Here is a 24,004-nt window from a genome sequence, read left to right on the forward strand (position 1 = left end):
ACGCGCACGTCAGGCTGCCAGACGGGGATGTCCTTGCGCTCCTTGAAGGTCAGGCCGTAGAGCTGGTTGGCGGCGTAGAACACGCCATTTTGCAGCACGTTGTCCAGCTCGAAGTACGGCTTGATCTGCGACTCGTCCAGATCGTACTTAGCCTTGCGCACCTGCTCGGAGTAGTGGTTCCAGTCCCATGCCTCGACCTTGAAGCCGCCCTTCTGCTGGTCGATCACCGCCTGGATGTCCTTGGCTTCCTGCTCGGCGCGCGCGGTGGCGGCCGGGGCCAGCTTGTCCATGAAGTTGATCGCCGCTTCCGGCGTCTTGGCCATCTGGTCGTCCAGCTTCCACGCGGCGTAGCTGGAGAAGCCCAGCAGCTTGCCCTGCTCGGCGCGGATCTGCGCGATGCGGGCGATCATGTCGCGCGTGTCGTTGGCGTCGCCCTTCTCGGCGCGATCCCAGGAGTTCTTGAACAGCTGCTCGCGGGTGGCGCGATCGTTGAGGCTCTGCAGCGCCGGCTGCTGGGTGGTGTTCTGCAGCGGCAGCACCCACTTGCCGTCGAGCTTGCGTGCCTTGGCCGCTTCCACCGCGGCGCCGATGTCGCCATCGGACAGGCCGTCAAGCTTGCTCTTGTCGTCCACCACCAGCGCACCGGCCTTGGTGGCGGCGAGCAGCTTGTTGGTGAACTGCGTGCTCAGCGTGGACTCTTCCTTGTTGAGGTCCTTGAGCTTGGCCTTGTCGGCATCGGACAGCTTGGCGCCGCCATGCACGAAGTTGCGATAGGTCACTTCGACCAGGCGCTTGGATTCCGGATCGAGCTTGAGCGAGTCGCGCTGGTCGTAGACCGTCTGGATGCGCTTGAACAGCTTGTCATTCATGAAGATGGCGTCCTGGTGCTCGGCGAGCTTGGGCGCTTCTTCTTCCTGCACTTTCTGCAGGGTTTCATTGGTGTTGGCACCGCTGACGGCGTTGAAGGCTTGCATCACGCGCTGCATCAGCTGGCCCGACTTTTCCATCGGGATGAAGGTGTTCTCGAAGGTCGGCGCATCCGTGTTGTCGGCGATCTTTTCGATCTCCGCCAGGTGCTGCTTCATGCCTTCTTCGAAGGCCGGCTTGTAATCGCCGTCCTTGATCTTGTCGAACGGCGGCGCCTGGAACGGCAGCGTGCTGGGCTCGAGGAACGGATTGACCGCACTCACTTCGCCGCCGGGCGCGGCGACCGTGGATGCCTTGGCCGGCGCGGTGCTGGCGGGAGCGGGCGCGGGCTGCGAGGCCTGCTCGTTCGACTGCTGCGAGCAGGCGGCGAGCGCAATAGACGTGGCTATGACAAGCGTACGAAGACGAAGCATCGGGGTTCCCCATGGAAACATACAAACGGACGCCGAGACTAACCACAGCCCGGCACGGGTGCCAAGGGCTGGAAGTACTGGGTCGTTGGACCGTACGCGGCTGCGATGACGCAACCGCAGCATGGGGCGGGTGTTTCAGGCCTTGCGCATGTCCCGTAGCTGCCAGCTGTTGCCGATCAGCAAATTCAGACGCTGCCGCACGATGCTCATCGGCAGGTCGGTGATGAGATCCATATCGATATGCAGGTCGCTGACCCGCGCGCTGGCCGTGGCCTGCGGGTCAACCGTGCCCAGCACCGGGTCGACGTCGTCCGGCTCGTCCTGCATGGCACGCCAGCGCTCGAACAGATCGGCGCTGCGCATGGCGTTCTGCACCGCAGCAGCCAGATCGTTGGGACCGGCGCCGTCGTAACTCAATGCGGCGACCGGCCCACGCGCATGGGCGAGGTCGGCGACCGAAAGATAGAAGTGGCTGCGTATGGCCATGGCTGCCTCCTGCCGTGTCGACGCGCTATCCAAGCACGCGCCGTGTGAACGTCATTCCAAGACCAGCGTGAGATCCAGATGAGCGGCTGCCGCAGCCGGCGCCACGCCATGCGGCAGGATGCCCAGGCACGGCGCCGGCAGATGGTGGCGCAAGGTGGCGATGTTTTCGTCGACGGCATCCATGTCCGGATCGATGTGATTGCCGATCCAGCCCACCAGGCGACAGCCGTCGGTGGCGATTGCGCGTGCGGACAGCAGGGCGTGATTGATGCAGCCCAGCCGCAGGCCCACCACCAGCACCACCGGCAGCTGCCATTGGCGCGGAATATCCGACGCCAGCAGGCTGCGCGACAGCGGCACCAGCCAGCCGCCGACACCTTCCACCAGCACATCGTCGTGCATGCCGCGCAGGCGCTCGAAGGCTTCGTAGAGCGGCGCGAGACGGATCTCGACGCCCTCGTGCGCCGCGGCCAGATGCGGCGACAGCGGCTCACGCAAGGCCACCGGATTGATCCACTCGTAAGGCATCGGCGAGCTGCTGGCCGCCTGCAGGGCGAGCGCATCGTCATTGCGCAAACCCTGCGGGGTTTCCACGCAACCGCTGGCCACCGGCTTCATGCCGCAGACCTGATTGCCGCGACTGCGCAGCAGGTGCAGCAGCGTGCAGGTGGCATGGGTTTTACCGACACCCGTATCGGTGCCTGCAATAAACAGTGTCGACATGGCCATCCCCTGAATGGTGGCGCCCGGCATTCCCGTGCCGCCTTGCAGGCGCATAATACGTGCTTTACGGCTGCCCGCCTGGACAGATCCCCGCGATCCACGGGTGCCACAGGAGTCGATCGATGTACGAAGTGAAGACCCAGGCCTACGCCAGCAAGCGCGAGCAATACGAAGATCTGTGTGCCCAGGCCCGTGGGCTGCTGGAAGGCGAGCCCGACGTGATCGCCAATGCCGCGAATTTCGCCGCGCTGATCTATCACAGCCTGCCCGATTTCAACTGGAGCGGGTTCTATCTGTACGACGGCACCGAGCTGGTCGTCGGTCCGTTCCAGGGCAAGCCCGCCTGCATCCGCATCGCGCTCGGCCGCGGCGTGTGCGGCACCGCGGCGCAAACGCGCCAGACGCAAGTCGTGCGGGACGTGAATGCGTTCGACGGCCATATCGCCTGCGACGCGGCATCGCAATCGGAAATCGTGGTGCCGCTGGTGCGCGCCGACGGCAGCCTGTTCGGCGTATGGGACGTGGACAGCCCGTCCATCGCCCGCTTCGACGACGAGGACCGCGCCGGCATGGAGGCGCTGTGCGCGATCTTCATGGCTGCCGTCGACAAGCGCTGAGTTCGTGCAGCACTCCTGCTAAGAGCCGGTTCAAAAGCTCTCACTAGGTTCCAATTCCCTCTCCGTCGTTCCCGCGAAAACGGGAATCCAGTGCCTTTGCGATGGCGTATAGAGGCGCTGGATCCCTGCTTTCACAGGGATGACGGTGAGGGGTAGTGTTTGTCAGGAGCTATGGAATGGCTCTAAGCGAGGACTGGCTCACTGCCGCGGCGTATTGAGCAGCGTCATCACCATGTCGCGCGCTTCCTCCACGCCCGTGGGCGCCTGCGAGGAAAAAATCTGCGCCGTGGCCTGTGTTTCGCTGGCCGACAACACCTTGCGCAGCGCCATCAGCGCCTGTGCCGCCGCGCTCCGCGACAATTTGTCCGCCTTGGTCAGCAACACGTGGCAAGGCAGGTGGGTGGCGAAGCAAAACTCGAGCATCATCCGGTCGAAGTCCTTGAGCGGATGGCGAATATCGGTGATCAGCACCACCCCGCGCAGGCTGCGGCGCTGATGCAGATAGGCATCGATTTCCAGCTTCCAGTGTTCGCGCAAGGCCTCAGGCACCTTGGCGTAGCCATAGCCGGGAAGGTCAATTAGCCGCGCCGGCAACGCCTCCGGGCCTTCACCCAGGGTCTGCGGTGGCAGCGAAAACGCCACCATCTGCTGGGTTCGACCCGGTGTCTTGGAAGTGCGCGCGAGGCCGCGATGCGCGGTCAAGGTATTGAGCGCGCTCGACTTGCCGGCATTGGAGCGACCCGCAAACGCCACCTCCGCGCCGCTGTCGGTCGGAAGCTGAGAAATTTTGTGGGCAGCCAGTACGAACTGGGCGCCTTGCAATGGATTGGACATGGTTTGACCGGCTATGGTGGCGCAGAGATAATCCGGTAGTTTCTGCCAGTTGCGGACGCGCTGGCCAGCGCGAACCGTGCAGCCATAGCAGTTTTTCGGGAGACAAGTGTATGAGTTTTCGGCCTGCCGGTTTTCGGCCCGCTGTTGTTCGTTATGCCGTAGTCCTCGTCTTTGCGTTGTCTTCCGGAGCAATCCTGGCGCAGGAAGCCAAGAATCCAGCGCCGGCGACCACCGCCGCCAAGCCCGCCGCAGCCGCCACGGCGCCTGCCGCCGCTCCTGCTGAAGCCGCCGCCAAGCCGGCTGAGGCTACCGCCGCCCTGAAGCCTGGCGATGCCACCGCTGGCCAGGGCAAGTCGGCCGCGTGCGGCGCCTGCCACGGCATCGACGGCAATTCCGCCGATCCGCAGTATCCCAAGCTGGCTGGCCAGAGCGAGGCGTACATCGTTCATCAGCTCAACAGCTTCAAGTCCGGCAAGCGCCAGAACCCGATCATGATGGGCATGGTGGCACCGCTGTCCGAACAGGACATGCGCGACATCGGCGCCTACTTCGCCAGCAAGACCTCGCTGCCGGGTGTCGCGGATCAGGCGCTGGTCGAGCGCGGCGAGCAGCTCTACCGCCAGGGCGACAGCGCCAAGGGCGTGCCGGCCTGCATGGCGTGCCACAGCATCGATGGCCGCGGCAATCCGGGCGCGATGTACCCACAGCTCACCAGCCAGCATGCGCAGTACATCGAAGCCACACTCAAGGCCTGGCACGACGGCACCGTGTGGGGTGACGACGCCCACTCGCAGATCATGCCGGGCATCGCCGCCAAGCTGGACGCCAAGGACATCGCCGCCGTCGCCAGCTATGTCGAAGGCCTGCACGCCGCCGAAGGCGCGGGCACTTCCGCCGCCAAGTAAGTGTCTATGACACGCCGGCCATGGGCCGGCGTGTCCGTTCCGAGCCAAGACTCTGTATTGAGGATCACCATGCTGAAGCGTCTGTCGTTCCTGTGTACCGCCCTGCTCGCGCTCGCCGCCTGCAGCAACAACAACGACAACGCCAGCCAGGCACCGCAGCCGACCCCGGCTCCGGCAGCTACCGCGCCCGCCGCCCAGCCTGCCGCCGCAGCAACCGCCGCGGCTCCGGCCGCCGCCAGCACTGCCGCCGCACCGGCGGCTGCCAGCACCACCGCGCAGGCTCCGGCAGCGCCCGCCGCACCGGCGACGCCGTTCGTGGACGATGGCAAGTGGGTTGAGGGCAAGCACTACTTCCGCATCGAACCGGCGCAGGCCAAGGTCAGCAACACCGACAAGATCGAAGTGACCGAGGTGTTCTCCTACGGTTGCCCGGCGTGCAATCAGTTCCACCCGACCATGAACAAGCTGGTGCAGGAGCTGCCTGCCGACGCCGCCGTCGCTTATCTGCCGGCGTCTTTCATGCCGCAGGAAAACTGGCCGATGCTGCAGCGCGCCTTTCTCACCGCGCAGGCCATGGGCGTGGCCGACAAGGCCAATGACGCGATGTACGACGCCGTGTGGAAGTCGCAGGAGCTGAGCGCCATGCAGGGCGCCGGTCTCAAGCCCGCTTCGGCGCTGCCCACCATCGACGACGCCGCCAAGGTCTATGCGAAGTTCGGCGCCGATCCGAAAGAATTTGCCGCCGTCGCCAACTCGTTTGCCATCAACACCAAGGTCAAGCGCGCCGACGAAATGCTCAAGGCCTACGGCGTGGAAGAAACGCCGACCATCGTGGTCAACGGCAAGTACCGCTTCACCGCGCGTTCGGCCGGCGGTTACGAGCAGGCGGTGGAACTCGCCAAGTGGCTGGTGTCCAAGGAAGCAGCCGGCAAGTAAGCCGCCCGCATCGACACCTATCCAACGCCACTCCAAGAGAACCACTCCATGTTCAAGCGATTTGCCTCTCTGCGCGCCTTCAGCCTGATCGCCGGCCTGTTGCTGGCCACGGCGTGCACCGCCACCGGCTCCAGCGATGCCGCGCCTTATACCGACGGCACCGAGTACGTGACGCTGCCGGCGCCGGCACACCGCCTCAGCAATGAAGGCAAGGTCGAAGTGGTCGAGGTGTTCTCCTACGGCTGCATCCACTGCGCGCATTTCGCACCGATCGCCGAGCAGATGCGCAAGCAGCTGCCGGCCGGTGTGACGTTCAAGCTGATGCCGGCCGTGTTCAGCGACGAATGGCTGCCGTTTGCCCGTGCCTACTACGCCGCCAAGAAGCTCGGCGTGCTCGAGCAGACGCACCTGGCGCTGTTCAAGGCCAAGTTCGACGAGCACTACCCGATCTCCAACCTCGATGAGCTGGCCGATTTCTACGCCATGCACGGTGCGAAGCGTGACGAGTTCATGCGCATCGCCAGCTCCGACGAGGTGACCCAGCAGATCCGCAAGGATGCTGAGCTGGTGAGGCAGTGGCAGGTGGACGGCACGCCGACCCTCGTCATCGATGGCAAGTACCGCACCGCCAACGTGAAGACCCTGGACCAGCTGTCCGCCGTCGCCCAGTGGCTGGCCAAGCGCGAGCTCAACGGCGCCAAGTAAGCCCCATCGGAGACGCGGGACTTTCCCCGCGTTCACAACCAACCGGGCATGCTCAGGGTCTGTCTCCAGTCTGATCGCCGCCACGATGGCGGCGATCACCCTTTTGCGACTACCCTTTCCGCCCGATGAAGCGCGCCGAACCCACTCCCGCCCCGGCCACCGAACGCCGTCTGCGCCTGCTGAGCTGCAATATCCTGGCAGGCGCCAGCGTGCAGCGTTACAGCGAGTACGTGACGCGCAGCATCAATGCCGTGCTGCCCGGGCGCAGCAAACTGGACAACCTCGACCGCCTCGCCGAAGTGCTGCCGCAGTTCGACGTGATCGGCCTGCAAGAGGCCGACGCCGGCAGCCTGCGCTCGGGCTTTCTCAATCAGACGCGTTATCTGGCCGAAGCCGCCGGCATGCCGTTCTGGAGTCATCAGCCCAATCGCCCGATGGCGCGACTGGCGCATTCGGCGAACGGGTTGATCAGCCGGCTCGAACCCAGCAGCGTGCTCGACTATCCGCTGCCCAGCCGCATTCCCGGCCGCGGCGCCCTGCTTGCGCGCTTTGGCGATGGCCCCGATGCGCTTGCCGTGATGATCGCGCACCTCTCGCTCAGCGCGCCGGCGCGGGCGAAGCAGCTGGGCTTCATTGCCGAAGTGCTGCAGGATTTTCCGCATGCCGTGCTGATGGGCGATCTCAATACCGAAGTGCGCAGCGCGGAGATGAAGCACCTGTTCGCCAAATCCAGCCTGGTGCCGCCCGATCAATCGACGCTGACATTTCCCAGCTGGAAGCCGCGTCGCGCGCTCGATCACATCCTCACCTCCGAGAAAATCCACCTCGACAAGGTGTGGGCTTTGCCGCAGGCGTTCTCCGATCATCTGCCGATCGCGGCCGAGATCCGCTTGCCCATCCATATTGCTCCACGCCCGCACCGGACTCGTCGATGAAACGCGCTGTACTGCTGACCCTGCCCTGGCTGACGCTGATCCTGCTTGGCGCGATCGCGTATGCGCTGCGTTATGGCCTGGTCGAATCGGTCGACGTCGCGCACCTGTGCGACACCGCGCGTTCGCTGACCTGCGATGCGCGCCATGCCGCGGTGATGGGCTTTGTACTGGCGCCGCTGCACATGTCGGCCAGTTACAGCTATCAGATGGGCATCTACGGTTGGGTGGCGCTGGCGGCCGCCGTGCTCGCACTGGTCTGGAAGCACCCGTTCGCGGCGTGGCTTTCCGCGGCGACCGGTGTGGTCGCCGTGGTGCTCTACTGTTTTGCGCCGGGTGCGTTCGCGCTACTGGTAGGTTGCCTGCGGCTGGTGCGTCTGCAGTCGGGCGGCGCGACGCCACTCGATCATCACGGCACCAGCGGTTGCGAAGTTCACGGCCAGCCATAGCCAGGTCGACGGGTTGAGCCCGATCTCCTGCGCCACCACTACCGCAGCGAGCAGCGGCAGCAGGCACGCCATGAAGCGCTCCTCGATGATCGGCACCACGCAGTTGTCGACCGACTCCATCAGCGCCGCGATCATGAAGCCCACCGCCGGCGGCCAGAACAGGCCCAGCGGGAAATCGCGATAGCGTCCGTCGAAGACCAGCAACAGGTCGTAGAACGCGAGGCCAAACATCCACAGGAAACGCACGCGGCGATCCGGCAACTGGATGGCAGCGCCCGCCAGCCGCGCGGCGATTCGGCGCGCCAGATAGATGGCCGAAAGCAAGGCCAGCGCGCAAAGCAGGCCGGAAAACACCCATTCCAGCTGATTGCGGCAATCGAACAGCATGCGCCGGGCCTGCCACGCGATCGACGTTGCCGTGGCGAAGCCCGCGAGGATCAGCGCGATGCGACTGCGTGTATTGGCCAAGCCTCGACGCCAGATGCCGGCCAGCAAAAACAACACGGCGCCAGCCACACCGGCAATCCAGCCGGCGATCCAGTTGGGCTCCTCGACCACCGGCCCCTGCATGCTGAACTTGGGCCGCGCATTGACATCGAAGATGCCCCAATAGCCGCCGACGGTGCCTTCCTGATCGCGCTTCCACGGCTGGTCGAACGCTTCGATCACGTTGTACGGCATGTCCACGCTGCCGGCATAAAGCAGGAATTCGCGCAGATAACGAGCCTCGTTCACCAGGCTCGCACTCGCTTCGCGGCGCGGACGACCCTGACTCGGCCAGCCGGTCTCGCCGATCATCACGGCACGACCGGAGAAGCGCGCCTTCATCTGCGCATAGACGTCCGCGACGTGCTTGAGCGCATCCTGCGGCGGCACCGGTTCGTCTTCCCAGTACGGGAGAATATGGATGGTGATGTAGTCGACGACGTTGGCCATCTGCGGATAGCGCAGCCAGAACTCCCACACATCGGCATAGGTGACTGGCACGTGCACGTCTTGCAGTGCGGTGTGCACGCGCGTGATGTAGGCGGCGATCGCTTCGGGCGATTGTTCGCCGCGCAGCAGCACTTCGTTGCCGACGATCACGCCGCGGATCACTTGCGGATACGCCTTGGCAGTGGCGATGCCCATCGTCACTTCGCGATCGTTGAGCGCGAGGTCGCGGCCCAGCCAGATGCCCATCAGCACTTTCATGCCGTATTTCTGGGCGATCGCAGGCACGGCGTTCAAGCCAAAGCCCTGCGAATAGGTACGCACGCAATCGAAGCGCTCGGACAACGCCTTCAGATCCGCATCGATGCGCTCCGGGCTGACAAACGCATGCGGATCGAGCGGCGTCTCGCCCGGCATGCGGAACGGTGCATAGGACACGCAGGCGATGCGCGCCGTCGGTGCGTCCGGCAATGCCACCGGGCGTCCGATCTGCCACCACCACGCTGCACCTGACAGCGTGGCCACGACGAGGATCAACCATGCCAGCGGGGCAACACGGGATGACGGCGAGGGCGATGGCGACATGCGCTTCCTAAGAGCGTGGCTCAAGCGCCGGGTGCGGCGCCTCGTGGGTGGCGAATTCTAACAGGCGCTGCGCCCCCGCCATGTGCGAGGCGGGGCCGCGCTCCCCGGTTTCACGTCACGCTCAGCGGGGATTGGCCATTCTGCGCAGTCCCGCGCAGCGCGCCGCCCCTGCGGAACCGCGACCATCACTGCGTCGGTCTTGGCAAAGGAGTCGTCATGTCCCTGCACGCAGCACCGCGGCAACTTGCCCGCCGCCTGCTCATCCTGGTGGCCGGCCTGTGGCTGGTCGGCACGGCCTCGGCCGCCGAGCCCTCGGAAGCACAACGCACCGCGTTCAAGCAGGCGTACGCCGCAGCCCAACAGGGCGGCGATGGCTGGCGCACGGCGGCCAGCGCACTGCAGGACTATCCGCTCTATCCCTATCTGGAAGCGACCTCGATCACGCACGATATCCGCCAGATCCAGCGCCCTCAGGTCGAGGATTACCTCAAGCGCTATCCCGGCCTGCTGCCTGCCGCCGACTTGCGCCGTGACTTCCTCACCGAACTGGCACGCCGGCAGGATTGGGACACCTTTCTTGCGATGTACCAGCCGGGCCTCGGCGATGCACTCACCTGCAACGCCTTGCAGGCGCAGCTGAGCAAGGGTGCGCAGCTCGATTTCGATCGCGACCTCGCTTCGCTGTGGAGCAAGCCCAAACTGCCAAGCGCCTGCGATCCCGTGCTGAGCGCCGCGCACGACCAGGGCCTGCTCACCGAACCACGCCTGTGGGATCGCATCGACCGCGCTGCCGATGCCGTGCAGCCGGGCACCATCAACGCCATCGCCGGCTGGCTGCCGGCGGACCAGGCCGATGCCGCACGACGCATCGCCTCCGCACTCAGCGATCCCGGGGCTGCCGTGGTGGCAGCCAATCAGTGGCCCGATACATCGCGCAACCGGCAGGCTGCCACGCTCGCGCTGGAACGTCTGGCGCGGCGCCAATCGGTCACTGCCGACATCGCCTGGCAGAAACTGCAGAGCCATTTCGCCTTCACTCCCGAGCAGCGCAATCGCGTGATGTATGCGCTGGCCTTGTTCCACGCCACCGACTACGACGCCGATGCACTGTCGCGCCTGATCGCGCTGCCGGCATCCGTGCAGACCGACACCAGCCGCGAATGGCGCGTGCGCGCCGCCCTGGCGCAGCAGGACTGGAACGCCGCGCTCGCCGCCATCGATGCGATGCCGGCCGCGCAACAGCAGGACGGCGAATGGCGCTGGTTCCGCGCACGCGCACTGGCCGCCACCAATCGCAGCACCGAGTCGCAGCAGATACTCACCAGCCTGGCGCAGGAGCCGACGTTCTTCGGCTTCCTTGCTGCTGATCGCATCAAGGCGCCGTACGGCATCTGCCAGATCGAACTGAAAGGCAACGCGCAGCGGGAGCGCGCCTTGCTTGCCAACCAGGGTTTGCTGCGCGCCTTCGAACTCTATGCCGTCGGCCTGCCCAAGCAGGCGCGTCGCGAATGGACGCAGGCGCTCGACGGCGCCGATGCGGACACGCTGAAGCAGGCGGTCGATCTCGCCTATCGTCGCGGCTGGTACGACCGCGCGGTGTTCACCTTCAACACGGGCGATGCGCTGCGCTACTACGAGCAGCGCTTCCCGCTGGCCAGCCAGGACGGGCTGGTGCCGCAGGCCGAAGAGGCTGGCATCGATCCGTCGTGGGCGTACGCCATTCTTCGCGCGGAAAGCGCCTGGATGGCCGATGCGCGCTCCGGTGCCGATGCACGCGGCCTGATGCAGTTGCTGCCTTCGACTGCCGCGCTGGTCGCCAAGCGCAACGGCGTCACCTGGACCGGCGGGGATTCGCTGTACGACCCCATCACCAACATCATCCTGGGCACGCGCTATCTCGCGCAGATGGCGGCGCGCTTCAATGGCGCACCGTGGCTCGCCAGCGCGGCGTACAACGCCGGACCGGGCAAGGTGGATCAATGGTTGGAGGCGCGCAATTCGCTGCCGCCGGACCTGTTCATCGCCACCATTCCGTTCAAGGAGACGCGCGAATACGTGGCGCGCGTGATGTCCTTCGCGGTGATCTACGACTGGCGCCAGCATGGCAAGGCCGTCACGCTGTCGCAGCGGCTCACGCCGATCGGCCAGACCTACACCCTGCCGGATGCCCGCAGTGAGCGTAAGCTGGTGACCTGTCCGGTGGTGGTACCACCGACGCCTGCGGAGGCAGGTTCAGCTGCCCCCGCCAGCAGCATGGCAGCACCGGCTGCAGCCAGCAGTACGCATTGAGGCGGAGACACTGAGTGACACTGAAATCCAAACAACTGGTCGTGCTTGGCGGCAGCGGCTTCGTCGGCTCGCATCTGCTGCCGCGCCTGATCAGGGACGGCCATCGCATCGTGCTGCTCTCGCGCAATCGCGAACAGCGGCGCGCACTGGGTGTGCTTCCCGGCGTGAGCATCCACAGCGTGGACGTGTATGACGCCAACGCGCTGCGCCGGCAGTTCGAAGGCGCCGATGCGGTGATCAACCTGGTCGGCATCCTCAATGCGTTCGGTGAGCAGACCTTCCAGCGCGCGCACGTGGACCTGACCCAGCGCGTGCTCGGCGCGTGCCAGGCGGCCGGCGTGTCGCGGCTGCACCATATGAGCGCGCTCAAGGCGGGCCAGGGCTTGTCGCAATACCTGAAGAGCAAGGGCGAGGCGGAAGCGCAGGTGCGCAACTCCTCGATCGACTGGACCATCTACCAGCCGAGCGTGATGTTTGGCGCGGATGGCGGCCTGGTGGCGCGTTTCGCCAGCCTGCTGCGGCAGATGCCGGTGCTGCCGCTGGCGCGTGCACCGTCGAAGATGGCGCCGACCTGGGCAGGTGACGTGGCCGAAGCGATGGCTCGCTGCATCGGCGACGACAAGCTCGGCATCGACCGCAGCTTCGAGCTGTATGGCCCGGACGTGCTGACGCTGGGCGAGATCGTGCACATGATCCGCGACACCATGGGCTTGCGCACTCCCATCATGGCGCTGCCGGACAGCCTGGGCCGGCTGCAGGCACAGGTGGCTCAGATGCTGCCGGGCAAGCCGTTCTCGCTGGACAACTTCCGCTCGCTGCGCACCGATTCGGTGGGCAAGGTTGATGGCTATGCCGCGCTGGGCATCACCCCGCAGCCGCTGGCGGCATGGCTGCCGGTGCTGTTGAACATACCGGCACGCCAGCGTCGGCTGGACTTGGCGAGATCCGCGGGGCGCTAATCGAGCTATCGCGTCCCTGTGGGAGCGCACCCTGTGCGCGACGGACCTTGCCTCGCCGCTGGGCCGTCGCGCACAGGGTGCGCTCCCACAGGTTAGCCCTCCCACACGGTTAGCCGGCCGCTTCGCATCACGTGGCAGAATCCCCCGCATGCGCATCTATCTCGTCGGCGGCGCCGTCCGCGACAAACTGCTCAACCGACCGGTGACCGACCACGATCACGTGGTGGTCGGCGCGCGTCCCGACGACATGCTCGAGCAGGGCTTTCGCCCCGTCGGCAAGGATTTCCCGGTCTTCCTGCATCCCAAGACCAACGAGGAATACGCGCTGGCCCGCACCGAGCGCAAGACCGGGCACGGTTATCACGGCTTCGCCTTCCACGCCGATCCCTCGGTGACCCTGGAAGAGGATCTGGCGCGACGCGACCTCACCATCAACGCGATCGCCGAGGCCGAAGACGGCCAGCTGGTCGATCCGTTCAGCGGCGTCCGCGATCTCGAGGAACGCCTGCTGCGGCATGTATCGCCCGCTTTCGTGGAAGATCCCGTGCGCCTGCTGCGCGTGGCGCGTTTTGCTGCGCGCTTTGCGCCGCTGGGCTTCACGGTGGCGCCGGAAACCATGGCGCTGATGCAGCAGATGGTGCGCGATGGCGAGGTCGATCACCTGGTGCCCGAACGCGTCTGGCAGGAAACCCGCAAGGCCTTGGGCGAGGCACAGCCATCGGCATTCCTGCGTGTGCTGCGCGAATCGGGTGCGCTCGCCGTGCTGTTTCCGGAAGTGGATGCGTTGTACGGCGTGCCGCAGCGCGCGGAGTTCCATCCGGAGATCGACACCGGCGTGCATGTGGAAATGGTGCTCGACATGGCCGCGAAACTTGCGCCCGGCAACGATGTGGTGGGCTTCTGCGCACTCACCCACGACCTCGGCAAGGCATTGACGCCCGCCGATGTGTTGCCGCGCCATCTCGGCCACGAGCATGCCGGTGTCGCTCCCCTGCGACGCCTGGTGGCGCGCCTGAAGGTGCCCACCGAGCACGCTACCCTCGCCGAGCTGGTGTGCCGCGAGCATCTCAATGCGCACCGCGCCTTTGAGCTGAAGCCATCGACGGTGCTGCGCCTGCTTACCTCACTCGATGCGCTGCGTCGTCCTGAACGCCTCTCGCTCTTCCTTGCCGCTTGCGCGGCCGACAAGCGCGGTCGCCTGGGCCATCAGGAGGATGCCTACCCGCAGGCAGGCTATCTCCAGCGTGCGCGCGACGCCGCCGCCGCAGTGCGCTCGGAATCCATCGTGGCGCAAGGCCTGCAGGGCCCGGCGATTGGCGAGGCCATGACCGCGGCCCGGGTGGCTGCCATTGCCGCGCTCAATCGCAGCGCGGACTGAGTCTGGTCACCAACAAAGCCAGATGAAAGCCACTTCCAAGTAAGGTAAGCCGCTATAAATCTGTCCGCTTGTCGCTAGTCGGTGGCTTCCGTGTATAAACGCGGTCGCCTTTCCCGCCAGGCCACTTCGCAGCCAGGCCTTCGTTTCCAGCTTTTTCCGGAGTTTTCCGTGCCGACTGCCGACCCATCGACCTCGCCGCTGCGCCAGCGGTTCCGCCCGTTATGGTGGCTGGCCATCAGCTATGTGCTGATCGGCGCGCTGACCCGCATCGTGCTGCTCTACATGTCCGGCAACGGCGTGCCGCACAACCCGCTGTACTGGGGCTATGCGTTCGGCGTCGGACTGAGCTACGACCTGGTCGTGTTCGTCTTTCTTGCCTGGCTGCTGATGCTGTATCTGTGGTTGGTCCCGCAACGCATCTACGTGTCGCGCGCAGGCCAGTGGGCGCTATACGTGGGCGGCGCGGTGATGCTGTTCGGGCTGCTCTTCGTCGCCGCCTCGGAACTGGTGTTCTGGGCGGAATTCGGCACCCGCTTCAATTTCATCGCGGTCGACTACCTGGTCTACACCACCGAGGTGATCGGCAATATCCGCGAGTCCTATCCGCTGGGCACCTGGATCAGCCTGCTCGCCATCGCCACCCTGGTGGTTGTGTGGCTCAGTCGCAGCGGCCTGCAGGCGCGCGACAGCGGCACCCGCTTCCTCCAGCGCAGCAAGGTGGTGCTGGTGTGGCTGTTGGTTACCGTGGTCCTGGCCGTTGGCGTCAAAGGCACGTTCAAGGATCGGACCGACAACGCCTATGTGAACGAACTCTCCGGCAACGGCGTGTTCGAATTCTTCGCCGCGTTCCGCAGCAGCCACCTGGATTATTCGCGCTTCTATCGCACCCTGCCCGACGACGAGGCATTCAAGCGCGTGCGCGAGCTGGTGAAGACGCCCGAGGCCACTTACGTCAGCAGCGATCCGCACGACCTCACGCGTGAGATCCGCCATGCCGGTCCGGAGAAGCACCTCAACGTGGTGCTGATCAGCGTGGAGAGCCTGTCGGCCGACTTCCTCTCGGAGTTCAGCAACAAGCGCGGCAACATCACGCCCAACCTCGATGCGCTGATCGACCAAAGCATGTTCTTCGACAATCTCTACGCCAACGGCACGCGCACGGTGCGCGGCCTGGAAGCGCTGTCGCTGTCGGTGCCGCCCACGCCAGGCGATTCCATCGTGAAGGCGCACAACAACGAGAACCTGTTCTCCGCCGCCAACGTGTTCAATGCTCGCGGCTACCAGTCCGACTTTGTCTACGGTGGCTACGGCTACTTCGACAACATGAACTACTTCTTCGCCCATAACGGCTATCGCGCGGTGGACCGCAACGATATCGGCAAGGGCGAGACGATCCATCACGAAAACGTGTGGGGCGTGGCGGACGAAGATCTCTACACGCTGGCGCTCAAGCAGATGGACGAGGCGCAGGCGCAGGGCAAGCCGTTCTTCCTGCACATCATGACCACCTCCAACCATCGCCCGTTCACCGTGCCGGCCAATCGCGTGCCGCAGAAGAACGGGACGCGCGAGGCGGCCGTGGCGTATACGGACTGGTCCATCGCCGACTTCATCAAGCGCGCCAGAGCCAAGCCTTACTTCGACGACACGGTGTTCGTGATCACTGCGGACCACTGCGCCTCCAGCGCGGGTCGAAGCAGCGTGCCGATCAACCGTTATCACATTCCCCTGTGGATCTACTCGCCCAAGCACATCCCGCCGCAGCGCGTATCGCGGCAGATGGCGCAGGTCGACATCATCCCCACAGTGATGGGCCTGCTGAATTTCAGCTACCGCAGCCGCTTCTTCGGCGCCGACATCTTCCAGCTTGAACCGGGCCGCGAGCGAGCTTTCCCGGCCACTTACGAGAAGCTCGGCTATCTGCACGGCGACGTACTCACCGTGCTCGAACCGCAGCGCAAGCTGGAGCAGGTCAAGCCTAACTTCGACAATGGTGACGCCGTGCCGAATACGCCGGTCGACCAAGGCCAGGTGGACGATGCCACCGCTTACTACCAGGTCGCGGCGTCCCTGTTCAAACACGGGCAGTTGATCAAGCGACCGGATGACGACACGCCGGTGCAGCCCGCCCCGGCGCCAGCTGCCGCTTCCAGCACCCACTAAGCAAAACGCCCGCATGACGCGGGCGTTTTCTTTTGGCGATGCCAGTCTAGTGCAGTGTCAGAGCCGATCGCCCTGGTCCGCCTCCAGTACGTCGGCTGGCAGCGGCAACACGTCCATGCCTCGCGCAAACAACATGGCCTGGAAACGCTCGCCCATCTGCTCGGGCAGCGTGAGCTTCTTGACCTGTTGCGCTAGGTCATAGCGCGCGGCTTCGTCCGCGGCGGCTTCGTATGCCACGCCAAAGATGTCCTGCAATCCACTGCCGATCAGGAATTGGGCCTGCGGCATATAGCCGGCCACACCAAAACCGGCGCTATTGCCCGCTTCGGCCAGCGCGGTGAAGTCGACGGACGCGGTCAGGTCGTTGAGGCCCGGCAAATATAGCGGGTCGTTGTGCGAACGATGCCGGTAGTACGCCCGCAAGGTGCCATCGTTGCGCTCGGGCAGGTAATACTCGCGACGCACATAGCCGTAATCGATGAACAACATCACGCCGGCAGTGAGCGAACCGGCGATCGCTTGGATCCAGTACGGCAGCTGCGGCAAGATTTCCGAGCGATAGCCTTCGGAAAATTCCGCCTCAAGGTCGCGTTCGACATGGCGTACAGCACCGGACACCAGGGCATCGGCGGGACGATCCACGCGCATCAGGCGGCCCTCGCCATCGAGCGCGACGTATTCTTCATAGACCTCGCCGGCACGCATGGCGAAGCGCGTGGTCGGCAATGCGTCGATCACCTCGTTGGCAAAGAGCACGCCTTGCCAATCCTGCTCCGGCGGACGATCCAGCCACAGCACGTGCGCAAACAGTTCCGCGGGCAGCGCTGCCGCAAGCCGGTCGCGCTGGCGCTCGCGCAGATCAGCGCTGGGTTCGAGGATGTAGTAGCGACGCGGAACGGCTCCGTTCACCGCAAACGCCTTGAGCGCTGCCTCGGCAAACGCACCGCTGCCGCCGCCCAGCTCGAGAAAGTCGGCCGATTCGCCCAACATCTCGATAACCGGATACGTCGCGTTCACCACGCAGCGAGCAAACAACTCGCCCAACTCGGGCGCCGTGATGAAGTCGCCCGCTTCGCCGAACTTGGTCTTGCCGGCGCTGTAATAACCCAGGCCCGGCGCATACAGGCAACGCTCCATGTACTGCGAAAACGGCATCGGACCATGCGCGGCGATTTCCTCGCGCAGACGCGTCAGCAGTCGGTCGGAATGGGCGCGCTCGTCGGCGCCGGGATCGGGAAGTCGGGAAGACATGGGTGTTGCCTGCGGGGAAACAGGCGAAGTTTAACCCATGCCCCGCCATAGCCTCGTGAGGGAGGGGAGACCGGCTATGGCGGGGACACTGGCCCAGCTGACTGGGTGCGAAGGCCAAAGCGCCTGCGCGCTTCGGCGACGACATTCAATTAGAAATTGAAGTCTTTCTGAAGGCTCAGGAACACGCCACGACGCGGGCCAAACTGCGGCGCGCCCACACCGATGCCGGTGCCGCTGCGCAACTCGTAGGTGCGGTCCAGCGCATTGATCAGCGCCAGCTGCGTGTGGAACTTGCCGGTGCTGTCAAAGGTGAAGTCGTGCGAGACGCTCAGATTCAGCTGGAAGTAGTACGGCAGCGACAAGCCATTGGGCGTCAGGCCGTCCTCGCGCAAACCGCTGCCGAACAGGTAGTCGGCGCCGACCTTGGTGCTGTCGTTGATGGCGTAGTTGATGCCGCCCGACGAGGTCAGCTTCTGGTCGTGGTCGAGATGGATGAAGTTGTCCGCGATATAGGCCAGATCATCCGGGCTGAAGTTGTACTGGCCGGTGATCACATCCTTGCCCATGGCACGGCTATAGGCAAAGTTGAAGTACGCCGTGACCGGTCCGTTGTCGTAGTTGACCGTGAGCTCGGTGCCGCGGATGCGCCCATAGCGGTAGTTGAACGTCGAGTACACCAGGGCGGTACCGAACTGTCCTTCATCCTGCAGGCGGCTGACATCGCGGTAGTACGCATCCAGACCCACCGTCCAGTTCGAACCGATGTTCTGCTGCACACCCAGGTCGTAATAGTTCGAGCGCTCAGCGAGCGGCGTGTTGTTGCCGTAGTTCTGCACGGCATTGGTGGTATTGGCGAACGCATTGATATCTTCGTTCGAAATCAGCTCGTTCGCGGGCGGCGTGAAATAGCGCGAATAACCGGCATGCACCGTCGTGCTGTCGGTGGCCTGCCACACCACGCCGATGCGCGGACTAAGCTGGCTTTCGGTACGGAACGCTTCGTACTGGTCGCCGCGCAAGCCGTAGTTGAGCGTCCACTTGTCGCTGATGTTCCACTCGTCCTGGACATAGGCCGCCCAGGTACGTGCGGTGATCTTGTCGCCGGTGAAGATATTGAACGGGACCGTGCTGGCCTGGCTGCCGTCGGGGTTGGCCGGGAACACCAGCGAGTTGGTATTGGTGGTGGCCTGATCGAAGTTGCCGTACAAGCCGTAGCGCAGCGTGTGGCTGCCGCCCCACGGCATCGAGAAGTCGGCCTGCAGCGTGCTGGCACGATCGTTCTGGTTGATGCCGGCGGCCACGCCATTGAACATCAGGTCGCCGATTTCGTCGGGCATGTACTGCAAGCCGCTGAAGCGCTGGCCGAGCGACACCTGATACGCCGTGTCACCCATCTTGCCCTGCAACGAGAGCACGCCAAAGCGGGTCTGCTCGTTCTGGCGATCGTTGAGGTCGGCCGAGTTGAAATTGACCGTATCCAGATAGCCGAACTGCGGCTCCTGGTTGGGATTGTTGGGAATCTGGAAGCGGCTATTGCTCGCGCCGAACATGAAGCTGATGCGCGTGTCGTTGTCGATCAGGTAGCTGATGTCACCAAACGCCTTCACCTGGTTGGTGTGATCGTGGATCGGCGTACGGCTGGCCGTCGGATTCTCGATGCCGACGTCGCTCTCCATGTAGTTGGCGGTAAGGAACCAGCTCCAGCGATCGTTGCTGCCCCACAGCGAAGCATTGGGATTGACCGTGCCGAACGAGCCACCGGTGATGCCGACGCTGCCGCCATTGCCCAGCGAGGAGCCAGCCTTCGTGGTGATATCGACGACGGCCGCGGTGCGCTCACCGTACTGCGCCGGCAAGGCGCCATCGAGCAAGGTCACGCTCTGGATCGTGCGGGCGTCCAGCACCTGGCCGAAACCGGAAATCGATTCGGGCAGCATCACGCCGTTGATGCGGTACTGCAGATTGGCGTGGTCGCCGCGTACATGCAGGCCACCGTAGGAGTCCTGGACCACGCCCGGCGCCTGCAGGATCACCTGGTTCAACGGCGTCGAGTCGCCAAGCGGCAGCGCCTGGATGGCCTTCTGGTCGATCACGTACTGGCTGCTGCCGGTGTCCGGCGATAGCGAATTGCGCGCCTGGTCGAGCGCCGCGCTCACGTCGATCGTGCCCAGTTGCTTCACCTTCCCAGCCGGCTGGTTGCGCGTGACGCCGGTGGAGCCGGTATCGCTGCCATCGCTGGCCGCAGGAGCGTCGACGGTGCTGGTGTCAGGGGTCGAGCTGGTCTGGGCGTAGGCGGCGGGGATGGCGCCAAGGGCAACGGCAAGACTCACGGCAAGCAGGCTACGTTTCATTGGGTGTCCGGGAAGGGGGCGGTCGTTGTTATTTTCGATACGTTATAACATTGCCATTCTAGACCAGACCCCGCCTGCCCCAGAAGTCATGCTTGGCCGGGCAAGTTCCTGCGTTCAGGTCCGGCCCAGCCCCCGGGGCTCAGCCGGTTTTCACCCGGGCGGCCTAGACTGGGGCGTCGCGCGGCACCCGCCGCCCTACCGAGCCCGGTCCATGTCCCCGTCTTCCAATCAGCTACCTGCCGTCATCGCCGACCATGGCCGCGTGACCCAGGCCATCCTGGATTTCGTGAGCCAGATTCCCGATAGCCAGGTGCCCGGCGCCCGCGATCCGGAGAAGGAAGCCCGCCGCCTCGCCACCCGCGCGCAGCAACGCGCTGGCCTCACCGCCGGCTCGCTGGCCCTGCCACCCGGCCCCCTGGGCTGGCTCACCGTGCTGCCGGAGGTGGTGGCGATCTGGAAGATCCAGGCGCAGATGGTCAGCGACATCGCCGCCGCCTATGGCCAGCACTCGGAACTGGGACGCGAGCAGATGCTGTGGTGCCTGTTCCGGCACACGGCCGCGCAGGCGTTCCGCGACTTGGTAGTGCGCGTCGGCGATCGACTGCTGTTTCGTCGCGTCACCACCTCCCTGATCGAGCGCGTGGCCAAGACCGTCGGCATCAAGGTGACCCAGCGCGCCGTGGGCAGCGGCATCTCGCGCTGGATTCCGGTGGTTGGTGCGGTCGGCGTGGGCAGCTACGCCTATTACGACACCGGACAAGTGGCACGCACCGCCATCGCCATGTTCAGCACGCCGTTCGAGACGCAGGCCACGTCTGTCGATGAAGCCACCACGGACCCCGCGACGCCACCGGGATGACGCCGCAGGTGCTTTGGGGCAAGCTCGCGATCTGGTTGCGTCACGCAGGAGCACACGCATGAATACTCGCCACGAGCGCCCGGTTGCCCTTATTACCGGCGCGGGAAAACGCGTTGGCGCCGTGATCGCCCGGACGCTGCATGCGGCGGGCTACGATCTGGCACTGCACTATCGCCATTCGGCCGCCGATGCCGAACTGCTGGCCGCATCGCTGGAACGCCAGCGCAGCGGCAGCACCTGCATCGTGCAGGCAGAGCTGGCCGATCTCGATGCCTTGCCTGGCGTGGTGCAGCGCGTACTTGATCGCTTTGGACGTCTGGACGCGCTGGTCAACAACGCCTCGGCGTTCTATCCCACGCCGGTGGGTACAGCGACGCCAGCGCAGTGGAACGAACTGTTCGCCTCCAACGCGCAGGCGCCGTTCTTCCTTGCCCAGGCGGCCACACCCGCGCTGCGCACCGCGCGCGGCGCCATCGTCAACCTGGTAGATATCTACGCGGAACGCCCACTGGCCAATCATCCGATTTACTGCATGGCGAAAGCGGCGCTGGAATCGATGACGCGCTCGCTCGCCCTGGATCTAGGCCCCGACGTACGCGTCAACGGCGTGGCGCCCGGCGCCGTGATGTGGCCGAGCGACGGCAAGCCTTACGACGACCAGCAGGCCATGCTCGCGCGCACGCCCTTGCAGCGCGCCGGCTCGCCCGAGGATGTTGCCGGTGCCGTGCTATGGCTGCTGCGCGATGCGCCGTTCGTGACGGGGCAGATCATCCGCGTGGATGGCGGACGCACGCTCTCTGTGTGAGCAAGAAAAAGGGCGCCGCAGCGCCCTTTCCTTTGTGATGCGTCAGCTCGATCGATTTACTTCTTCTTCGGCCTGAACGCCTGCTCCAGCATCGCCTGATCGAAGCCGTAACCCACTTCGCCCTCTTCCGCGTAGCGGTACAACGCGGCGGCATAGATGCCTTGCAGCGAGGCCTGGACCAGGCCGAGCATGGTCAGGCCCACCACCACGATCACGATGGCCGCGATGATCGCGGTGATCGACTGCGTGGCGAACGCGCCGCCAACGAGGACAGCGGCCACCAAGATCGCGACGAACATCAACAGGCCGAATACCACGCCGATGCCGGCGTTGCCGATGATGTTTTCGCCCCAGGTGCGCTTGAGCAGTTCCACGCTGCGCGAGATCGCTTCGGTCGGACCCACGTCCTGGCTCGCCAGCACCGGCACGACCAGAAAAGTCGCCACGGTCCAGGCCAGACCAAGGAAGCCGGCGACGAGTCGACCGATCAAACCGAGGCGCTCCTGCAAGGCACGCAACACCAGACCCACGGTAGCGGCGATCAGTGCATAGCCGAAGATGTTGACGATGCGCGAACGCGCCACCGCCATGCCTTCGCCAAAGCTGGTGGGCTCGCCGCGCAAACGGGCCAGTGCAGCGCCGGCCAGTGCCGTGTTGAAGAAGATGATCACGAAGTACTGCACGAGGTAGAACAGAAACAACAGCACATAGCCGCCGACGGTCATGCGATGACCTTGCTCGACCGCTGCGCCGGACGCCATCAGTGCAACGATGATCGGCACCAGGAAGCTGGCTGCCACGAGCAGGCAGCAGATGCTGGAAGCCAATGGAAACATCAACAGCGACTTATCCGAACGCAAGACTTCGGCGCTGGCCTTCATCAGGCTCCAGCTGCGCGCAAAACGACCTGCCATATCCCTACCCCCATTCCATGTTAGGTGGGGAAGTTTCTAGCATTAGTTGTGTCGCCGGGACAGTGCTGGCACCGCTGGTGTCAGGCAGATGTCAGGCCGGGCTGCCTGTTACCAGGAACGGCGCTTGGGTCGGAACACCACGCGCTCATCGAACGCCTCGCAGAGCAGGCTCAACACGCCGCCGGCCGCGATGACGGCGAGAGACAGCACCAGCAGCCAGGAATCGTAGAAGAACCAATGTGCCTTGAACCCTAACCATGCGGACGCGGCGATCGTCACGATGACGAGGACCAGCGGCGTCCCGTAACTCACGGCAGCATCGCAGCCGGAACAGATCCGAACGCCATGCGCGGCTACGCTCTGGCAATGCGGACAGATCACATAGCGGATCGATGCGGCTTCTTTGCGCTGGTTCGACATGCTTCCCTGCTGACTCTGCGTGCGTTCACTGCATGTCGGCGTGGCGCAAGAGAGGCGCTTAAGCCTCCCGCACGATTGACCGCCCGACTGCGAATGCCAAGCGTATTCCGCGGGAAATGCACGGGAAATCAGACGAGTCCGAAATGCCGCCGCTCTCGCAGCGACGACGATGGCAGGGCCCGCGATGATCGATCGCCCAAGCTGGTTTCGAACGCTTACAACGGCTCGACCACCAACGGCTCGCTATCGGCGGGAAACAACGACCACAGCGCGGCCATGGTCTGGCCCGTCAGCGGATGCTTGAGCTCCGGCGCGATGTCTGCGATGGGCTTGAGCACAAACGCATGGCGCAGCTCTTTGCGCGGAATATCCAGATGGCCATCGCCCTGACGCACCAGGTCGTCGTACAACACGATGTCCACATCGAGCGTGCGATCGGAATAGCGCGGCACATCGCGGCGGCGACCATGGCGATCTTCGAGCGCGTGCAGCCAGTCGTTGAGTGCTTCGGGGGAAAGATCCGTGTCCAACCCGACGGCCAGATTCACGAAATCCGCGCCATCGAAACCCACCGACTTGCTGCGATAGGCAGGCGACACCGACAGCGCGCCGAAGCGTGCGCGCAGCTCATCGATCGCCGCACGGAGATAGCGCGCAGGTTCGAGGTTGGAACCAAGGCTCAGGTAGACGCGTGCCATCAGGTCAACGCGTCACTGCGGCCGCGTACCGCGTTCGATGCGCACGCCCACCGACTTGGCACCGCGCACGGCGCCAGGCTTGGAAAGCTTCAGCCGCACCCATGACACGCCGAACTCTTCGCGAATGATGGCGGCGCATTTCTCCGCCAGCGTCTCCACCAGCCCGAAGCTGGAGGCGCCGACGTAGTCGATCAGGCGCTTGGACACATCCTTGTAGTTGAGCGTGAGCGCGATGTCGTCGCTGGCGGCAGGCACGGTGTTGTCGAACGCCATTTCGATGTCGAACGACAGCGTCTGCCGCACGCGGCGCTCCCAGTCGTAGATGCCGATGACGGCATCGATGCGCAGGTCTTCGATGAAAACGATATCCATGCGGGTAGGGTAGCGATCTCTCTGTGGGAGCGCACCCTGTGCGCGACTGCGGCATGCCGTTGTCACCGCTCCGTTGGCATGTCGCGCACAGGGTGCGCTC

At 64.8% G+C, this 24,004-nt stretch carries 23 protein-coding genes; 12 read left to right on the forward strand and 11 right to left on the reverse strand.

The window, feature by feature from the left end; all coding sequences use genetic code 11:
- From AC1DMY_RS11050 to bioD, 3 genes are all read right to left on the reverse strand, one after another.
- Positions 1-1,340 (reverse strand): M3 family metallopeptidase (locus tag AC1DMY_RS11050; RefSeq protein ID WP_477165017.1); only part of this gene is annotated, 1,340 nt, incomplete at its 3' end.
- A 135-nt stretch (positions 1,341-1,475) separates the two neighbouring features.
- A complete protein-coding gene (locus tag AC1DMY_RS11055) occupies positions 1,476-1,826 on the reverse strand; it encodes a hypothetical protein (RefSeq protein ID WP_477165018.1) in 351 nt (116 codons plus the stop codon).
- Between the two features lie 51 nt (positions 1,827-1,877).
- The gene (gene bioD / locus AC1DMY_RS11060; protein ID WP_477165019.1) at positions 1,878-2,549 is read right to left on the reverse strand and encodes a dethiobiotin synthase; all 672 of its coding nucleotides are present in this window, start codon (positions 2,547-2,549) and stop codon (positions 1,878-1,880) included.
- 122 nt (positions 2,550-2,671) lie between these two features.
- Between bioD and AC1DMY_RS11065 the strand changes: the two genes are divergently transcribed.
- Positions 2,672-3,166 carry a GAF domain-containing protein gene (locus tag AC1DMY_RS11065; RefSeq protein ID WP_477165020.1) on the forward strand — a complete coding sequence of 165 codons (495 nt, stop codon included), beginning with the start codon at positions 2,672-2,674 and terminating at the stop codon, positions 3,164-3,166.
- Positions 3,167-3,364: 198 nt separating this feature from the next.
- On the opposite strand, the gene yihA is transcribed toward AC1DMY_RS11065, so the two are convergent.
- On the reverse strand, positions 3,365-4,000 hold the full coding sequence (gene yihA, locus AC1DMY_RS11070; RefSeq protein WP_477165021.1) for a ribosome biogenesis GTP-binding protein YihA/YsxC: 636 nt from the start codon (positions 3,998-4,000) through the stop codon (positions 3,365-3,367).
- A 110-nt stretch (positions 4,001-4,110) separates the two neighbouring features.
- Here yihA and AC1DMY_RS11075 point away from each other — a divergent pair, with 110 nt between their 5' ends.
- The 5 genes from AC1DMY_RS11075 (at position 4,111) to AC1DMY_RS11095 (ending at position 7,927) form a co-directional block, all read left to right on the forward strand.
- Positions 4,111-4,905, forward strand: coding sequence for a c-type cytochrome (locus AC1DMY_RS11075; RefSeq protein ID WP_477165022.1), 795 nt, complete (start codon positions 4,111-4,113; stop codon positions 4,903-4,905).
- Between the two features lie 69 nt (positions 4,906-4,974).
- The gene (locus tag AC1DMY_RS11080; RefSeq protein WP_477165023.1) at positions 4,975-5,841 is read left to right on the forward strand and encodes a thiol:disulfide interchange protein DsbA/DsbL; all 867 of its coding nucleotides are present in this window, start codon (positions 4,975-4,977) and stop codon (positions 5,839-5,841) included.
- 48 nt (positions 5,842-5,889) lie between these two features.
- Positions 5,890-6,546 carry a thiol:disulfide interchange protein DsbA/DsbL gene (locus AC1DMY_RS11085; RefSeq protein ID WP_477165024.1) on the forward strand — a complete coding sequence of 219 codons (657 nt, stop codon included), beginning with the start codon at positions 5,890-5,892 and terminating at the stop codon, positions 6,544-6,546.
- A 125-nt stretch (positions 6,547-6,671) separates the two neighbouring features.
- Positions 6,672-7,481 carry an endonuclease/exonuclease/phosphatase family protein gene (locus AC1DMY_RS11090; RefSeq protein WP_477165025.1) on the forward strand — a complete coding sequence of 270 codons (810 nt, stop codon included), beginning with the start codon at positions 6,672-6,674 and terminating at the stop codon, positions 7,479-7,481.
- Entirely contained in the window at positions 7,478-7,927 is a 450-nt protein-coding gene (locus AC1DMY_RS11095; RefSeq protein ID WP_477165026.1) for a hypothetical protein, read from the forward strand. The genes AC1DMY_RS11090 and AC1DMY_RS11095 overlap by 4 nt, the downstream gene beginning before the upstream one ends.
- Here AC1DMY_RS11095 and AC1DMY_RS11100 read toward each other — a convergent pair.
- Positions 7,826-9,445 (reverse strand): glycoside hydrolase family 17 protein, encoded by a 1,620-nt coding sequence (locus AC1DMY_RS11100; protein ID WP_477165027.1) that lies wholly within the window; start codon positions 9,443-9,445, stop codon positions 7,826-7,828. The genes AC1DMY_RS11095 and AC1DMY_RS11100 overlap by 102 nt on opposite strands.
- Before the next feature lie 216 nt (positions 9,446-9,661).
- Between AC1DMY_RS11100 and AC1DMY_RS11105 the strand changes: the two genes are divergently transcribed.
- The 4 genes from AC1DMY_RS11105 to AC1DMY_RS11120 all read left to right on the forward strand — a co-directional run bounded on the left by AC1DMY_RS11105 (position 9,662) and on the right by AC1DMY_RS11120 (position 16,234).
- Positions 9,662-11,734: a transglycosylase SLT domain-containing protein gene (locus tag AC1DMY_RS11105; RefSeq protein WP_477165028.1), complete on the forward strand. Its 2,073-nt coding sequence runs from the start codon at positions 9,662-9,664 to the stop codon at positions 11,732-11,734.
- A gap of 20 nt (positions 11,735-11,754) precedes the next feature.
- Complete coding sequence (locus AC1DMY_RS11110; RefSeq protein ID WP_477165287.1) at positions 11,755-12,693, forward strand: complex I NDUFA9 subunit family protein; 939 nt, start codon at positions 11,755-11,757, stop codon at positions 12,691-12,693.
- Between the two features lie 148 nt (positions 12,694-12,841).
- Entirely contained in the window at positions 12,842-14,071 is a 1,230-nt protein-coding gene (locus AC1DMY_RS11115; protein WP_477165029.1) for a multifunctional CCA addition/repair protein, read from the forward strand.
- Positions 14,072-14,239: 168 nt separating this feature from the next.
- Positions 14,240-16,234, forward strand: coding sequence for an LTA synthase family protein (locus AC1DMY_RS11120; RefSeq protein WP_477165030.1), 1,995 nt, complete (start codon positions 14,240-14,242; stop codon positions 16,232-16,234).
- A gap of 57 nt (positions 16,235-16,291) precedes the next feature.
- Here AC1DMY_RS11120 and AC1DMY_RS11125 read toward each other — a convergent pair whose 3' ends face one another.
- Positions 16,292-17,485: a class I SAM-dependent methyltransferase gene (locus AC1DMY_RS11125; RefSeq protein ID WP_477165031.1), complete on the reverse strand. Its 1,194-nt coding sequence runs from the start codon at positions 17,483-17,485 to the stop codon at positions 16,292-16,294.
- A 149-nt stretch (positions 17,486-17,634) separates the two neighbouring features.
- Positions 17,635-19,836 (reverse strand): TonB-dependent receptor, encoded by a 2,202-nt coding sequence (locus AC1DMY_RS11130; RefSeq protein WP_477165032.1) that lies wholly within the window; start codon positions 19,834-19,836, stop codon positions 17,635-17,637.
- 211 nt (positions 19,837-20,047) lie between these two features.
- Here AC1DMY_RS11130 and AC1DMY_RS11135 point away from each other — a divergent pair, with 211 nt between their 5' ends.
- Both AC1DMY_RS11135 and AC1DMY_RS11140 read left to right on the forward strand, forming a co-directional pair.
- The gene (locus AC1DMY_RS11135) at positions 20,048-20,695 is read left to right on the forward strand and encodes a hypothetical protein (protein ID WP_477165033.1); all 648 of its coding nucleotides are present in this window, start codon (positions 20,048-20,050) and stop codon (positions 20,693-20,695) included.
- 58 nt (positions 20,696-20,753) lie between these two features.
- Positions 20,754-21,500, forward strand: coding sequence for a pteridine reductase (locus AC1DMY_RS11140; RefSeq protein WP_477165034.1), 747 nt, complete (start codon positions 20,754-20,756; stop codon positions 21,498-21,500).
- 56 nt (positions 21,501-21,556) lie between these two features.
- Here AC1DMY_RS11140 and AC1DMY_RS11145 read toward each other — a convergent pair whose 3' ends face one another.
- The 4 genes from AC1DMY_RS11145 to folB form a co-directional block, all read right to left on the reverse strand.
- Positions 21,557-22,414: a DUF6159 family protein gene (locus AC1DMY_RS11145; RefSeq protein ID WP_477165035.1), complete on the reverse strand. Its 858-nt coding sequence runs from the start codon at positions 22,412-22,414 to the stop codon at positions 21,557-21,559.
- Positions 22,415-22,522: 108 nt separating this feature from the next.
- Positions 22,523-22,834 (reverse strand): hypothetical protein, encoded by a 312-nt coding sequence (locus AC1DMY_RS11150; protein ID WP_477165036.1) that lies wholly within the window; start codon positions 22,832-22,834, stop codon positions 22,523-22,525.
- 215 nt (positions 22,835-23,049) lie between these two features.
- Positions 23,050-23,532, reverse strand: coding sequence for a 2-amino-4-hydroxy-6-hydroxymethyldihydropteridine diphosphokinase (gene folK, locus AC1DMY_RS11155; protein ID WP_477165037.1), 483 nt, complete (start codon positions 23,530-23,532; stop codon positions 23,050-23,052).
- Positions 23,533-23,544: 12 nt separating this feature from the next.
- Positions 23,545-23,904 (reverse strand): dihydroneopterin aldolase, encoded by a 360-nt coding sequence (folB, locus tag AC1DMY_RS11160; protein ID WP_046972384.1) that lies wholly within the window; start codon positions 23,902-23,904, stop codon positions 23,545-23,547.
- Between the last annotated feature and the right edge of the window lie 100 nt (positions 23,905-24,004).

The sequence above is a fragment of the Dyella sp. 01L423 genome, assembly GCF_056399945.1.